We start from the raw sequence: 15,722 nt of genomic DNA, 5'->3' as shown, positions 1-15,722 counted from the left end.
AACATAGCAAGTTATAAAATATTAAAAGTTAAATTTCCTTACATGGTCTACAATAAAGCTTTTTATCTTTTCTGAAAGTCTTTTCTTCTTTAAAAGACCTCCTTTTAAATTATCCTTTATTTCAGAACCATCAATTCTTCCTGAAAACTCATATTCTGAAACATATTCCTTCATCTTAGACTTATCAAGTTCCACTTCCTCTGAAAAAGTTTCTATCTCATCCACTCTTTTTGTTTCCAAAAAGTTATTAAACATCTCATCTATTGAATCCTCTTTTGTGGCATTAGGAATTACCTTATCTAAAAACTCTCTAATTAAATCTGACTTAAGTCTTAAATTCTCATTATCAGCATTATCTAATAATTTTTTGATTTTCTCCACATCACTTATAGTTTTATCCTTTGTGTCAAAATCTATATTTCTTATTAGGTTTAGTATATAGTTAACATTTATTTTATCTGTATGCATAAGCTCTATACCAAAGTCTATATCTACTAATATAGAAGTCTTTTCACTATTTTTTACCCCTTCATATATAGTAAAGTATTTACTCTTATAATCTTCATATTTTTGCTCTGATATTCCTAACTCTTTTTCATCAAATTCAAATTTAACAAAGGTTTTAAGCTTTGTTAATTGCTTTGTTAACTCTCTAAATGCTTCCACGAAATCTTTTTTCTCAACTTCATCTTGCATACAATCAATATATTCTATTGTTGGTGCCACCTCATATAATCTATTAAGCTTTTCTTTAAAAAGATTTAAATAATGGTCAAAGCTCTCCATTAATACCACATCTGTGCTGTCTGTTTTTGAGAAAAGGCATATAGCCTCATCTGTTTCCTTCTTTAAATTTCTATAACAAACTATATTACCATAAGGCTTTGTAGCATCTAATACTCTGTTAGTTCTTGAATAAGCCTGCACAAGTCCATGATATTTTAAATTTTTATCTACATAAAGAGTATTAAGTGGCTTACTATCAAATCCTGTTAAAAACATATTTACAACTATAACTATGTCAATCTCTGCATTTTTAAGTTTTTTAGATAAACTCTTGAAATATTCTGGGAAAGTATCAGTTGAGAAGTTTAAATCCTCTTCCTTAAACATATTGTTATAATCACTTATAATTCTTTCAAGACTTTCTCTTGAATGCTCACATTTACCATCTAAATTTTCATTATCATCATAGGCAAAAACTGCTGCAATCTTTAAATCATGATCCAAAGATTTAAAAGTATCATAATATTTTACAAGCATTGAAATATTTTTAACTGTTAAAAGAGAACAAAACTTTCTTCCTGATGTTTTTTTATCATGATTTTTTATTATATCTTTAGCAATATTCTCTATACGTTCATCATTCATAAAGACTTCTTCTTTATTTATAGCTTTTATATATTCATCGTCATACTCATTAACTTGTCCATCAAATGTTTTAATATATTCAACAGAGAATCCAAGTACATTATGGTCGTTAATTGCATCTTTTATTAAGTAATTATGTAAGCATTTATCAAAAATATCTGCTGTAGTTCTTCCATCCTGGCTCTTATTCTCTTTAAGTCTTGGTGTTCCTGTAAATCCAAAGTATTGAGCCTTTGAAAAGTGCTTATTTATAGCTGTATGCATTTCTCCAAATTGAGATCTATGACATTCATCTATTATAAATACAACTTTTTCTTCTCTATATTTATCCATTCTATGTGCATACTTCTCTGATTTTAAAAGTCTAGCTAACTTTTGTATTGTTGTTACGATAAGTCTTGTGTTTATATCCTCTATCTGCTTTATTAAAGTTCTCACATTATCAGTTGTATCAACACAGTCCTTTTCAAACTTATTAAATTCCTCAACAGTTTGAGTATCTAAGTCCTTTCTATCTATTAAGAAAAATACCTTTTTAATGTCTTTTTCATCTGCTAAAAGCTGACTTGCCTTAAAAGAAGTTAAAGTCTTTCCAGACCCTGTAGTATGCCAAATAAATCCGTTATTATTAGTTTCTTTAGCCCTTTTCATTAAGGCTTCAACTGCATATATCTGATAAGGTCTCATAATCATAAGATTTTTTTCACTCTCATTAATAATCATATATTTAGCTATAATCTTATTTAACATATGTTTATCTAAGAATGACTCTGCAAAATCTCTAAGATTAGTTATTCTCTTATTTTCTTCATCACTCCAGAAAAAAGTAAAATCAAGTTTAATCTCCTTATCACTATTAGAATAATACTTAGTATCAACACCATTACTAACAACAAAACATTGTATGTATCTATATAAACCTTTAAAAGAATGTCTTCTATATCTTTCTATTTGGTTAAAAGCTTCCTTAAAATCCTTCCCTCTTCTCTTTAACTCTATTTGAACCATAGGTAATCCATTAATAAGAATAGTAACATCATACCTGTTAACATACTTGCTCTCCATAGTTACCTGATTAGTAACTTGGAATATGTTTTTATGCCAGTCCTTGCTATCAAAAAATTCTATATAAACCTTATTTCCATCTTCTCTCTCAAGAATAAACTTGTCCCTAAAAATCTTAGCACTATTAAAAACACTCTTCTTTTTTAAATGAATAAGTATTCTCTCAAACTCTTTATCAGTAAAATCTACTCCCTCTAACTTTTCCTTGTTAAACTGAAATAAAACTTTTCTAAAGTTTGACTCTAAAACTACTTCATCAGTTATAGTAACTCTTTCATATCCTTGATTAACTAATTGATTAATTAATAATTCTTCTAATTCATGTTCACTTTGATAAGTCATTATTAAAAACTCTCTCCCTATAACCTGTTTAAAATTCCCATTTTTAATAACTCATTTAAAATATATAGAAACTTTAAACTAATTTTTATCTATTTTTATAATCATATTATACCAATAATGTTTGTTAATAGAAAATATACATATTATATTTTAAATATAAAAAATAAAAACCTTCTTACACAATAAATGTGAAGAAGGTTTATTCTTATAATTTATATTTCTATTATTAAAATTTTAGGCTCTGTTTTCAATATAAATTCTCTATAAAATTAACTTTATCTTGCTGATACTTAAAATAAACATTATATTAAAACAGAATCAATTTTCAAAATTAATCATCACTACATACACAAAAAGAATTTTGTACTTCTATGTATTCTTCCTTTGATAATGAATCTAGGTATTTATAGAAATGATCATCATTACAAAAATATCCTACCTTATTATCAACATAATTTTCTTTTGGTTCTTTCTCTAAATCTTTTCCACAGTAAAAACATTTTTTCATAAAGCCATACCACCTTATCATGCTTAGTTTTTTATTAATCAAAACTTTAGTTAACAACTAATTTTAGTATATCATCATATTTTTATCAAATAAACTTAAGTAATATTTCACCATAAAAATATTATAAACATAAAAAAGTTGTATCAATACTCATGACTGATACAACTCTTTTTATACATATATCTCTTTTAAACTAGTGTTTATTTTAGATAAAACTTTTTAACCATCTTAATAAGTAGTTTAGAGTTTCATTGAATATTGAATAATAATAGCTTTAAGAAGCGAAGTTATTTTTTCTTTGCTTTAGCTATTATTCTATATTAAGCTACCATTTCTAAAGCTAAATTTCTATTACTTAGCTTAGTTAAGCCTACGCTAATTAAAACTGTCATTATTTCTGAGAAAGGAACTGTTAACCAAACTCCTGATATTCCAATTAAGCTTGGTAAAATTGCCATTCCTAGTAATATAAATATTATTCCTCTAGAGGCTGCTATGATTACGGCTGCCATTGAATTACCTACTGCTGTGAAATATCCAGCTTTTATTATATTAAATCCACATAATAAAAATGATATTGCATATATTTTTGAACCATCCACTGCTAATTTAAGTATTTCTTTATTTTCACCTGCAAACATAACTATAAGTTCTTTTCCAAAGATAAATAATGTTAAAAATAATATTATTCCAACTACTAAGTTTAATTTTATTGCCACATTTAAGGCCTTATTAACTCTTTCACTTTTTCTATATCCATGATTGAAACTTACTATTGGAACTATTCCATCTGATATTCCAAACATTATAAGTGTACCAAACTGCCCTATATAATTTATTGTTGTAAATGCAGCCACTCCATCTGCCCCAGCTATTTTCATAAATGTCATATTAAACACATAGGAGGTTATGGCAGAAGCAAGAGAAACTACTCCCTCTGCTGATCCATTATATATAACTGGCCATATAAATTTTTTATTAAATTTACCTTTAAATATATTTATAGTGTTTCTTTTATTAATCATCGGTTTTATAACTATTAAAAGAGCTGAGGTATAAGCTAAACCTGTTGCAAAGGCTGCCCCCTTAACCCCAAGTCCAAATTCTTTTATAAGTAAATAATCTAAAACCACATTAACACAGACACTTAAAATCATCCCTTTTAAATATAAGTCTGGTCTTCCAACTACTCTATTTACAAATCCAAACAAAAACATTAATCCTATAAAAGGGGAGAACATTGAAATTATTCTTATATAACTTTTAACTCCTGATAATAATTCCTCATTTGCCCCTAAAGCTATGGCTATTCCATTATTAAATAATTCTCCAAATAACATTATAAGAATAGAAATTAGTATAATGACTAAAAAAGAAGTTCTAAAAATATTTTGAGCCTCTTCCTTCTTTCCTTCTCCTAAACTTCTCCCTATAAAACTTAAAGAACCAATACTTATTATAAATCCACACCCAGTTAAAATTTGCATGAATGGTTGTACAATATTTACACTGGCCATTGCATCTGGCCCAACAAAATTTCCTAAAAATATACCATCTATTATTGTTTGTGTTCCAGCTATAACCATAGAAATTACTGCTGGTATCATAAACTTAATAAATAAACTAGACATTTTTTCTGTTCCTAATATATTGTTTTTCATAAATTATAGCCTCCCTCAAATTTAAATCTTTTTGCCGAAGACTATTTTAAACCTTTGTGTAACACAAATGTCAAGGTTTATTTTATAGGAATTTGTATTTCAAATAATTCCTCTTCACTTCTATCAGTTACACTTATATCTATTTGTATAATTTGTATTATATCTCCACAAATTTCATAGCCATTTTTATTTATAAATTCAAACATCTTATCTAATTTTTGTTTAACATCATAAATAATCCCTTTATAATACATACAGACATACTTTCCACCCTTTATTATTTTTAGTTTTTCTTTATTTATATTTTCTTTACTCTTAAGAAAAATAAAAACTTTAAAGGATTTACAAGTATTTATATCCTCATCATTACAACTTGGCTCTATTATTGCTCCATATCTATTAGTTCCAACTATTGGTGCAATTTCATTAAGTTCATTTTCTAAGCCTAAACATAAATAACTTAACTCCACATCATTTCTTCCAACTCTGTCAAAAGTAATAATATATCTCTCTTCAATTTCTTTTATTATTATTTCATCAGATTCATTCACCTTAGAAACAAATTCTAAATGCTTTATTTTTTCCTTTGTACTTTTCTCTAAAGCTTCTAACTCCTTTATTTTTTCCTTAAGTTCCTCATACTTCTCCTTTAAAAGGGTAATAGATTGATTTAAATTCCTATTATCAAAGTATTTTTTAATTTCATCAATACTCATTCCCAACTGACGAAGTTCTAAAATAGTTCCTAATTTTTCATATTGCCTTATGGAATAATATCTATATCCTGTGTTTTCATCAATTGTCTCTGGTTTAAAAAGTCCAACTCTATCATAATACCTTAAAGTTTCAGCCGTAATATTTTTAAGCTTTGCAAACTCACCAACTGTTAATCTGTCCTTCATTTCAACTCACCATTTCCAAAAATCTAAAAAAATCTTTAACTTTAAACCTTTTTTTGATAGTTCCATACTTACCACAAGTTTTATCATATTTTTTCTCTTTTTGAATTGACAACTATTTCTCACCACACTCTCAATTTTATTTAATAAGTCTATAACTCCTAATCTAAATCTTCCCAAAAATCATTTAAATATTTAACTGAAGTAACTATTCCATTATTATCAAGAATTAAAGTAGTGTTATAATAACGTAGGCTATACTCATCCTTAGCGGTATATCTATACTTATTAATAAGTTCAACATTCCTGTTACCTTTTTCATCTAAAAATTCCTTGTATATAATAATATCATTATTGCTTTTTTGTAATTTGCTTATATTTTCTTTAATAGTATTAATATTTTCACCTATTATATTTACACCATTATAATTAACTATCTTTCTTTTTATAAAAGCTTCTTTAACCCATGTTTCTCTTTTATTAAATTTAATTACTATATCACCAAAATCATAAGTTTTGTCTCCTAAATACTTAAATACTTTATGACTAAATTTTTTCTTTGCACTCCATGGATTTAAAACTCTAAAATTAAATTCTTCACTTATATCAAAATCTGGATTTTCTAAAAATTTAGATTCTCTATAATAATAATCTGCATCAAGTATTTCCTTAATATTAAGCTTTTTCTTAACAATAGCATTCACAGGCTCATAAAAGTTTACCCATGAGTGATGAATTGAAGAGGTAGATACAGCTAACACTAAATTCCCATCTCTATATGCTAAATCTTCTCTATTTTCATCCAAAGCATATGGAATAAGAACAATAACAACTACTATACCAAAAAAATTTAAAAAACATAAAAATGTATAAAAAATCTTATTTAATATTTTTTTATCTCTATTCTTCCAAATTTTTTTAATAGCTATTAGTCCCCAAACCACTATAAATATAAGTTTATCTAAGGTAATAAAATCTTTAAAATCCTGTCTAAACTCTAATCCATAAGTTGATAATACTTGTCGTGAAATTAAATAAAAAATATAAATTAACGAAGTTATTATCAAAATAAATCTTAGAATATTTATTTTTTTAATTTTCACTTAACCATTACCTCCAAAAACAAATAGCTCAATATACTCTAAACACACTAAGTTAACTTATCTAAATAATTTTTCTTAATAAAAAATCACCACCTTAAGTAAATTTTATATAATCTTTTATATTATCTTTACTTAAAGTGATGAAACTAAATTAAACATGATTATATAAATTATAATCCTATAACTTCTTTAATTTTAAACATAACACCATCTTCATCATTACTCTTTGTCATGAATCTTGCAGCTTTCTTTATATCTTCATGGGCATTTTCCATGGCATAACTATGGTGTGCACTATCCATCATTTCTAAATCATTTAAATAGTCACCAAAAACCATAGTTTCTTTAAAATCAATGCCTAAAAGTTCTTGAATTTCTTTAATTGCAACTCCTTTATTTACTCCACCTGAAGTTATATCAAGCCAAATATCTCCAGCTATTGCAACTTGAAGTTCATCCTTATATTTTTCAAAATACTTATAACTATTTTTCTCTGCTCCATTAAAATCACACATAGTTACCTTTAAAACTGTATCATCTACATTTTCTAAGTTATCTACAATTTCACATCTGTGATAATACTTTCTAACTTCACTTAAAAATTTCTCATCATCACTCTCAACATAAGCTGAATTCTTTCCACATAAAACAACATTTGTATTATCTATGGTTCTTCCTATTCTTATAAGCTCATTTGCAAGATCTCTATCTAGTCCATTAACCACAAGCTCTTTTCCTTTGTAAACAACAAAAGTTCCATTTTCAGCTATAAATAGCATGTCCTCTTTTATATCTTTAAATTCATCAGCTAAAGTGTAGTATTGTCTTCCACTTGCTGCTGCAAAAAGTATCTCTCTCTTTTTTAATTCTTCAAAGACATCATAAAACTCTGGACTTAATTCTTTCTTACTATTTAATAAAGTCCCATCCATGTCTGTTGCTATAAATTTTATCATATATGTACACCCCTCCTAAGTATAAAAAAACATAAAATCCCTATGTTTTTCCCAATTATATATATACTGATATATTTAATTATTTCTATATTACTATTTATTTATATAACTTGTCTATTTTTATTTATAATAGTAGACTTGAAAGTATAGATAAAATCAACAGTATACTAAAACAAAATAATAGTAATAAATAATTTTTTGCATAATAACAAGCCAAATAAATATTTCAAAGTAAACTAAATAACCACACACCAATTGAATTTAGGTGTGTGGCTTTAAAAACTAAACTATTCTTAATTTGGTTCAGTTCATTTTAAATATAATTTACTCTTTAACTGATATACCTTTTTTTCTTAGTCTACTATTTGTAATATCTCCAAAGACGAAGTATAAAACAGCAGCAGTTGGAACACCTACTAACATTCCAATAAATCCAAAGGCACTACCTCCAATCATAATTGCAAGCATTACCCATAATGATGATAATCCAACTGAACCACCAACAACTCTTGGATAAATTAAATCTCCTTCAATTCTTTGAAGTATAAAAATAAATACAACAAACCAAAATGCTTTTATTGGATTTATTATTAGTATTAAAAAGAAAGATGGAATTGTTCCTATGAATGCCCCTAAAATAGGAATTAAACTTGTTGTTCCCACTAATATACTTATTAAAAAAGCATATGGCATTCCTAATATTAAAAGCCCTAAAAAGCATAAGCTTCCTATTATAAGAGCCTCTGTACATTGACCAATAATAAATCCTGAGAATACTCTATTAACTAAATTTCCAACATTCATTATTTTGTCAGCCATATCTTTTCTTAAAAAGGCATATATAACCTTTTTAACTTGGCATGTTAATTTTTCTTTACTAGAAAGCATGTAAATAGCTAAAACAAAAGCTAAACAAAAGTCAATTATTGCTGATGTAATTCCCATTGTTAAACTAAGAACATAGGAAGCTAATCCACCAAATAAATGGGTGAATGTTTTTAATATTTCTTGCCATGCATTCATTATTTGATTCCAAACTTTACTTAGTAAAACTGTTGACCCTGCAAATTTACTCATGGTAATCTCAAAAGTTTTTAAATAATCTGGTACACTTTCTGTAAGCTTTATTATGCTTGATGTAAGTTGTGGAACTACAAATAAAATTATTGTGCTTATAACTCCAAAAACAACTACAATTGTTATGGTAATAGCAAGAGGTCTTTTTAAACTTCTAACCCATGATTTCTTGCTATGATCTAATTTTTTTAATAAAGTTCTCTCAAAAAATTTCATAGGAATATTTAAAATAAAGGCTATTGCTATCCCTAAAATAAGAGGCTTGATTAAACTTGTTACATATCCAACTCCCCCAAATACAGTTGAATATTTCATAAGTATAAATCCAAGAACAATTCCATAGGTAACAACAATCAATGCACCTTTTAATTTCTTATCATTAAAAAACATACTCTATCCCCCGTAACTATAATTATTTTAGTCAGTATACTAGACTTTAACCTTTGTTAACATATTTATATGGTTTTAAATACCTATTTTTTATTTACCAGTCTTTTTTAAATAGATTTTAACAAATAGTTTAGGAGAATATCCCGAAAGCTTTGCATACATATACATACTTCTACCATATCTATTAGTATTTGAAGTAGCTTTTTTTAAATATCTTCTTACCTTATTGTCTTTTAAGACTTTTAATGTGTCTTCTTTTGTATCACTTTTTAAATACCCTAAAATTTGATACATTATATGTTCAACCATAAATTCCTTTTCTACTATATATTTAAGATTTTCCTCTAAATTTTTCTCTTTTATAAAAGCTATAAGATCCTCCATGGATTTTACAACAGTTATATTTTTATAGATATCAGGTTTATTTGTAAGAGAATCCTTTCTCTGATAATAAAAAACAAGACATTCTTCTAATCCTTTAACCTTATTAGAACTTAATAAGGCTTTAAAAATAAAGTTTAAGTCCTCAGCTCCATGAGCCCCTTCTAAAAATTTTAAGTTTCTTTCTTTTAAAAACTTTTTATTATATATTAAACTTCCAGTCCAAAGTCTTATATTGTTATTTTTATAACCATAGAAAACATCAATTCCTTTTTTAAGCTTACCAAATTCAAAGTTTTGCTCTTTTTTAAAGTTTATACTGTCATCTTCTTTTATTCTTTTATGATCAAAAAATATTATATCAGGCTTATCTTCCAATGACGCCTCTAAAATTTGAACTAGATTATTTTCAGCAAAATCATCTGAATCCAAAAATAAAAGATATTCTCCTTTTGAATGATTTATTCCTATATTTCTTGCAGTGCTTTGCCCTTTATTTTGCTCACACCTTATAACTTTATGGTCAATATTAAATTTTTCTAAGCAAGTTTTACTCACTTCAAAAGTATTGTCTGTTGATCCATCATCAACAACTATAACCTCAAAATTCTTTGAAGTTTGTCTTTCTAAAAACATTAAGTTTTTTTCTATATACTTCTCTGAATTATATGCAGGAATTATTATACTTAAAAACTTATTACTCATATGTCATCTTCCTTTTAAATATCCTAATATTAATCTAAATAAGAATTTATCTTATAGTAAGCTCCTTTTTATTAGGCTTTAGAATATTTTCCTTATAAAATACCTCTTAACTTATTTATTGCGTAGTCAATAGCAACCTCGGTGTTTCCATTATTCTTTCCTCCACCTTGAGCTAAAAATGGACTTCCTCCACCTTTTCCATCAATTAATGTTATGGAATCCTTTAATAACTCTCCCATATTGACTTTCTTTATTCCTTTTGAACAGTTAAATATTAAGTTAACTCTTCCTTCGTTTTTAACCCCAAACAATACAATGGCATTATAATCTTCAGTAATTTTATTTGCTAATTTTCCTATATGCTTAATATCTCCCTCTTCAAAGACTTCCTTAACTAAAGTTAAATCTTTTATGGTTTCAGAGTTATTTATCATATCTTTTATTTTATAATCACCAATCTCTGCTTTTATCTTTCTATTTTCCTCTGAAAGAGATTTGTTATTATCTAAAATATTCTTAACAGCATTTAAGGCATCTCCTTCTCCAGACTTTAAAATCTTACATATACTTTCAAATATATTATCCTTTAAGAATAAATCTAAAACAGCTCTTCTACCAGCTACAAACTCTATTCTTGTAGCATTTTTGTGTTTTTCCCATCTTCTTATTTTAATTACCTGAAGATCTCTAGTATTTTTAGGATGTACTCCACAGCATGCATTTATATCTAAACCTACTATTTCAACTATTCTAATTTCTTCATTAGTTTTAGGTAAATCTCTTCTTGTTTTTATCTTTTTTAAATCTTTCTTAGAAGGAGCATAACTTTTAACTTCTAAACTTTCAAATATTAATCTGTTAGCTTCCTTTTCAGCCTCTCTTATGGTCTTTTCATCTAAAAATCCTATAATGTCAACTGTACTTATTTTTTCTCCTAAATGAATGCCACAGGTATTTGCTCCAAATAAATCATAAAAACAACCTGAAAGAAGATGTTGTCCTAAATGTTGTTGCATACCATCTAATCTTCTTTCCCAGTCTAAAACCCCTTTAATATTCTTAAGTTTTTTAGGTTCCTTTTCTAAAACGTGATAGACATTTCCACCCTCTTCATAAACATCTAAAACTTTTATTCCACCTATTTCTCCTCTATCTCCAAGTTGGCCTCCACCCCCTGGAAAAAAGGCTGTTTGATTTAAAAGAACATGATATTTTAAATCTACTTCTTTTACCTCAAGTATTTCACATTGAAACTCTTTTATGTATTGATCTTCATAATAAAGTTTTATCATACTACTTTTTGCACCTCATTATCCTATTTATTATTTATGTGATTTTTATTTATTATTTATGTGATTTTGAAATTATCCATTATATTAGTTATATAGCTTATAATAGCTTATTTTTTATAAATCTATATGTAAAAGCTTTTAATATTTTCACCACAAACTTACTTTATTTTATAAAACTCATATATGAATTTTTTGCCTCTCTTTTAAGCTAATTTTGACTTTAAATCTAAAATCAAAACTCCCTTAAAACAAAGTCTTTTTAAAAAACCGTATCAAATATATTATAGCGAAGTTTGTATAAAAAATATATGTTAATATTTAATGTTTATCTGAAGCTTTATTTTCTCTATATAGTGATTTTTCACAAAATAATATGTTAAAATTTAATATTTAACTGTACATTCATGATTTACTCAATATTAAGAGTTTCATAAAATTTAGTTAAAAATAAAGGTTATAAATCAAATTAATGACTTATAACCTTTACCTTAATATTATTATCTATAATTTTGATCGTATTGAAGTCTATATCTAAACTTCTCTAATCTATAGTTTCCTTCTTTGTCTAATTCTTTAAGATTATACTTATGACTGTAACCTAGCTTTTTATAAAATTCACAAGCAGTAATTGATGCTGGTATTTCTATTCTTCTAGCTCTTAAAAAGAATTCATCCTTTTCTAAAGCTTCAATAATTTTTTTCCCTACACCTTTTCCTTGAAATTCTGGTTTTACAAAAATATTTAACAAAATACTCTCATCTTCTTTTCCAAAATAACTTGAAATAGCACCACAACCAACAACTTCATTCCTTACTGTAGCAACATACATATGGGAAATTTCAGAACGAGCTAAAATTTTATCTTCTGTAAATTCTTCTGATAGCTTTTTCATTTTTTCTTCAGAATAATCTTTTATATTAACTTCTAAAAAATTTCTACATATTATATTTGAAACATCTTTCGCATCTTTATTTTCAAATCTTCTTATTCTTAAGTCTTTCATAATTAATTCCCCCCATTACAATTTAATTTTACATCTATAACCCAAAGTTATCCAGTATAAAATACCATATTAAAAGGTCATAATCTTTCATTACTTTTAATTATTTATAAAACCTTTCAATTAACTTTAATATTCTTTAAATTTGAACACTTTGCTTTATAATATTTAAAACTATTATAACCCTTTGCATTTTTTTGTAAACTTTATAAAACTGATAAATTCTCTTTTCAAATTAACAATTATTAACAAACAAATTATTCACAAATATTATTTCTAATAATTTGTTTATAGTAAGCTAATATATCAAATATCTTTATAAAACTACAAGAAGTTTATATAAATATTTAAAAAATCTATATTTTAATAAAGTGTTTAGGGTAACCTAAATTCAAATTCTCATAAATAAAATCTTATTTAAATTTTCTCTTTGACTAGGCAAAAAAATTGTTGTAAACTTTATATAAAATATAATTATAAGGGTGATTTTTTTGGCACTTATCATTTTAGGAATTTATGTATTAATAAATTTAATACTTCTATATAGAACAAAAAGATTTAAGGAAGGAAAAAAAGTTAAAACATTAAGAATAGTAAGTTTGATATCAATCATAATGTTCTTATTATCATTACTAATACTTGCTTCTTCTGCCATGGCTTTTTTGAAACATGAATCTTTTCTACATAAATTTGTACCACTTTTATATTTCTTAATTTTAATATTTATATCATATAAATTTATTTGTTTATATGTAGTAGATGATGCAATAATCTTTGGTTATAATACTTATTTTTTTAAAGATATAAGTAAAATAGAAATCAGAAAAACAAAAAATAAATATCATACAACAATATATACAAAGAAAACTACACTTTATTTTAAACTTAGCTATTCAAATAAAAAGAAGCTTTTAGAAGCTCTTCATGGAAAAGTTCTTTGTATAAACTTATAAAAGGGAAGCATCTTTTGATATTTCCCTTTTGTTTTTAAACTAAAATAACTTTATAAAACTTTATTTTTTTCTACAAACCTTCTTATTCTCTTTATTGATTCTAATATATCTTCCATTGATGCTGCATAACAAGCTCTTATAAATCCTTCTCCACACTGACCAAAGGCATTCCCTGGAACAGCTAGTACTTTTTCTTCAAGAAGAAGTTTTTCACAAAACTCATCAGAAGACATTCCTGTTGATTTTATACAAGGGAAAACATACAAAGCACCTAATGGCTCAAAACATTCTAATCCCATATTTCTAAATCCTTCAACTAATACTCTTCTTCTTCTATTATATTCTCTTGCCATTTCAGAAACACTTTCATCTCCATTTTTTAAGGCTTCAATTGCAGCATATTGAGCTATTGTTGGAGAACACATTATTCCATATTGATGTATTTTCTTCATGGCATCTATTAATATTTTATGGGCACAAACATATCCAAGTCTCCATCCTGTCATAGCATAAGATTTAGAAAATCCATTTATAACTATGGTTTTTTCTTTTACTTCCTCAAAACTTGCAATAGAAACATGTTCTTCTCCATAAGATAATTCTGCATATATTTCATCAGAAAGTATTATTATATCCCTCTCCTTTAAAACATCCACAATTTTTCTAAGTTCTTCTCTATTCATAATTGCACCAGTTGGATTATTAGGAAAAGGAATTATTACAACCTTAGTTTTCTCTGTGATTGCCTCTTCTAAAAGCTCTGGTGTAAGTTTAAAATCATCCTCAGCTCTTAAATTTATTATTTTTGAAGTTGCCCCAGTAAATGCTGTACACCCTTTATATGCTACAAAACTTGGCTCTGGAATTATAACCTCATCACCAGGACCAACTAAGGCTCTTAAAGCCAAGTCTATTCCTTCACTTCCTCCAACAGTAACTAAAATTTCATCCTTTGGATTATATTTCAAATCAAATCTTCTGTTTAAATACTTTGAAATTTCTTCTCTTAATTCAATAAAACCTGCATTTGATGAATAATGAGTATGTCCTTGTTCTAAGGAATATATTCCAGCTTCTCTCACATTCCAAGGAGTAATAAAATCAGGCTCCCCAACCCCTAAAGAAATAACACCTTCCATCTCATTTATTAAGTCAAAATATTTTCTAATACCTGATGGTGGCATATTTTTCACATTATCTAATATCATATTTTCTAGCATCATATAAATAACATCTCCCTATCATCTGTTTTTTTCTCTCTGAATATAGTTCCATGATCTTTGTATTTTTTTAATACAAAATGTGTGGCTGTTCCTTTCACATATTCTTGTATTGCAAGTCTATCAGAAACAAACATAGCAACCTCTTTCATTGTTTTTCCTTCGACAATAACTGTTAAATCAAAACCACCAGATGACATTAAATAACATGCTTTAACCTGTGGAAACTTATATATTCTTTCAGCAACCTTATCAAATCCAACCCCTCTTTGAGGAGTAATTTTAACTTCTATTAAGGCCGTAACTGTTTCCTTTCCCGTATTCTCCCAATTTATAAGTGTAGTATATCCTGCAATAATACTCTTCTCTTCATAATCTCTTATAGCCTCTCTAACTTCCTCAACCTTTTTACCTGTCATAACAGCTATTTCTTCATCACTATATCTACTGTTTTTTTCTAATATTTCTAAAATTTCTTCCATGACAAATCTGCCCCCTTGTTATTTCTTATTTTTATAGAAATTTATTTGTATTGTGAACTACTCACCACTTACAGAAGTTGGTGCTTCTTAGTTAATATAACTAATGTTTAAGTTTACCAAAGCTTATAGGATATTTCCTATCCCCATATAATAATAATTTATTAGTCAATTAAATTTATCTCTGTTTTAACTAGTGTTGATTTTAGATAGAACTTTTGGACCATCTTAAAAAAGAATCTTAAATTTAAATAAAAAAAGTTCCATCATCCCAAAAAGGGACGAAGGAACTACTTCGCGGTACCACCCTAATAAGTAA

Annotated in this window: 13 protein-coding genes; 1 reads left to right on the top strand and 12 read right to left on the bottom strand. The window is 26.5% G+C overall.

Translation table 11 applies throughout. From position 1 onward, the window contains the following. Positions 1-21 precede the first annotated feature (21 nt). The 10 genes from Q1K13_RS12625 to Q1K13_RS12580 form a co-directional block, all read right to left on the bottom strand. Positions 22-2,778, bottom strand: a complete 2,757-nt coding sequence (locus tag Q1K13_RS12625; protein ID WP_300351550.1) for a type I restriction endonuclease subunit R — start codon at positions 2,776-2,778, stop codon at positions 22-24. A gap of 331 nt (positions 2,779-3,109) precedes the next feature. Continuing rightward, on the bottom strand, positions 3,110-3,286 hold the full coding sequence (locus Q1K13_RS12620) for a hypothetical protein (protein WP_300351548.1): 177 nt from the start codon (positions 3,284-3,286) through the stop codon (positions 3,110-3,112). Positions 3,287-3,606: 320 nt separating this feature from the next. Then, the gene (locus Q1K13_RS12615) at positions 3,607-4,947 is read right to left on the bottom strand and encodes an MATE family efflux transporter (protein ID WP_300351545.1); all 1,341 of its coding nucleotides are present in this window, start codon (positions 4,945-4,947) and stop codon (positions 3,607-3,609) included. Between the two features lie 77 nt (positions 4,948-5,024). Continuing rightward, positions 5,025-5,849 carry a MerR family transcriptional regulator gene (locus Q1K13_RS12610; RefSeq protein WP_300351543.1) on the bottom strand — a complete coding sequence of 275 codons (825 nt, stop codon included), beginning with the start codon at positions 5,847-5,849 and terminating at the stop codon, positions 5,025-5,027. Between the two features lie 158 nt (positions 5,850-6,007). After that, on the bottom strand, positions 6,008-6,949 hold the full coding sequence (locus Q1K13_RS12605) for a nitroreductase family protein (RefSeq protein WP_300351542.1): 942 nt from the start codon (positions 6,947-6,949) through the stop codon (positions 6,008-6,010). Positions 6,950-7,119: 170 nt separating this feature from the next. Continuing rightward, positions 7,120-7,905, bottom strand: a complete 786-nt coding sequence (locus Q1K13_RS12600; protein WP_300351540.1) for an HAD family hydrolase — start codon at positions 7,903-7,905, stop codon at positions 7,120-7,122. A gap of 324 nt (positions 7,906-8,229) precedes the next feature. Beyond that, the gene (locus tag Q1K13_RS12595; protein WP_300351538.1) at positions 8,230-9,372 is read right to left on the bottom strand and encodes an AI-2E family transporter; all 1,143 of its coding nucleotides are present in this window, start codon (positions 9,370-9,372) and stop codon (positions 8,230-8,232) included. A gap of 90 nt (positions 9,373-9,462) precedes the next feature. Continuing rightward, a complete protein-coding gene (locus tag Q1K13_RS12590) occupies positions 9,463-10,458 on the bottom strand; it encodes a glycosyltransferase family 2 protein (RefSeq protein WP_300351536.1) in 996 nt (331 codons plus the stop codon). A gap of 92 nt (positions 10,459-10,550) precedes the next feature. Next, on the bottom strand, positions 10,551-11,750 hold the full coding sequence (locus tag Q1K13_RS12585; RefSeq protein ID WP_300351533.1) for an alanyl-tRNA editing protein: 1,200 nt from the start codon (positions 11,748-11,750) through the stop codon (positions 10,551-10,553). 497 nt (positions 11,751-12,247) lie between these two features. Beyond that, the gene (locus Q1K13_RS12580) at positions 12,248-12,754 is read right to left on the bottom strand and encodes a GNAT family N-acetyltransferase (RefSeq protein WP_300351530.1); all 507 of its coding nucleotides are present in this window, start codon (positions 12,752-12,754) and stop codon (positions 12,248-12,250) included. Positions 12,755-13,233: 479 nt separating this feature from the next. Between Q1K13_RS12580 and Q1K13_RS12575 the strand changes: the two genes are divergently transcribed. After that, positions 13,234-13,704, top strand: a complete 471-nt coding sequence (locus Q1K13_RS12575; protein WP_300351528.1) for a hypothetical protein — start codon at positions 13,234-13,236, stop codon at positions 13,702-13,704. A 50-nt stretch (positions 13,705-13,754) separates the two neighbouring features. On the opposite strand, the gene Q1K13_RS12570 is transcribed toward Q1K13_RS12575, so the two are convergent. Then, positions 13,755-14,927, bottom strand: coding sequence for an aminotransferase class I/II-fold pyridoxal phosphate-dependent enzyme (locus Q1K13_RS12570; RefSeq protein WP_300351525.1), 1,173 nt, complete (start codon positions 14,925-14,927; stop codon positions 13,755-13,757). Then, entirely contained in the window at positions 14,924-15,406 is a 483-nt protein-coding gene (locus Q1K13_RS12565) for an Lrp/AsnC family transcriptional regulator (protein WP_300351522.1), read from the bottom strand. Before Q1K13_RS12565 ends, Q1K13_RS12570 begins: the two co-directional genes overlap by 4 nt. Positions 15,407-15,722 lie beyond the last annotated feature (316 nt).

Source organism: Clostridium sp. (assembly GCF_029267215.1).
Lineage (GTDB): Bacteria > Bacillota > Clostridia > Clostridiales > Clostridiaceae > Sarcina.
The sequence above is the reverse complement of the archived record's forward strand: the minus strand, read 5'-3'. Positions and strand labels throughout refer to the sequence as shown.

Coding starts and splice junctions, on each gene's coding strand:
- Q1K13_RS12625 (WP_300351550.1), bottom strand. CDS start 2,778: ATGACTTATCAAAGTGAACATGAATTAGAAGAATTATTAATTAATCAA.
- Q1K13_RS12620 (WP_300351548.1), bottom strand. CDS start 3,286: ATGAAAAAATGTTTTTACTGTGGAAAAGATTTAGAGAAAGAACCAAAA.
- Q1K13_RS12615 (WP_300351545.1), bottom strand. CDS start 4,947: ATGAAAAACAATATATTAGGAACAGAAAAAATGTCTAGTTTATTTATT.
- Q1K13_RS12610 (WP_300351543.1), bottom strand. CDS start 5,849: ATGAAGGACAGATTAACAGTTGGTGAGTTTGCAAAGCTTAAAAATATT.
- Q1K13_RS12600 (WP_300351540.1), bottom strand. CDS start 7,905: ATGATAAAATTTATAGCAACAGACATGGATGGGACTTTATTAAATAGT.
- Q1K13_RS12595 (WP_300351538.1), bottom strand. CDS start 9,372: ATGTTTTTTAATGATAAGAAATTAAAAGGTGCATTGATTGTTGTTACC.
- Q1K13_RS12590 (WP_300351536.1), bottom strand. CDS start 10,458: ATGAGTAATAAGTTTTTAAGTATAATAATTCCTGCATATAATTCAGAG.
- Q1K13_RS12585 (WP_300351533.1), bottom strand. CDS start 11,750: ATGATAAAACTTTATTATGAAGATCAATACATAAAAGAGTTTCAATGT.
- Q1K13_RS12580 (WP_300351530.1), bottom strand. CDS start 12,754: ATGAAAGACTTAAGAATAAGAAGATTTGAAAATAAAGATGCGAAAGAT.
- Q1K13_RS12570 (WP_300351525.1), bottom strand. CDS start 14,927: ATGATGCTAGAAAATATGATATTAGATAATGTGAAAAATATGCCACCA.
- Q1K13_RS12565 (WP_300351522.1), bottom strand. CDS start 15,406: ATGGAAGAAATTTTAGAAATATTAGAAAAAAACAGTAGATATAGTGAT.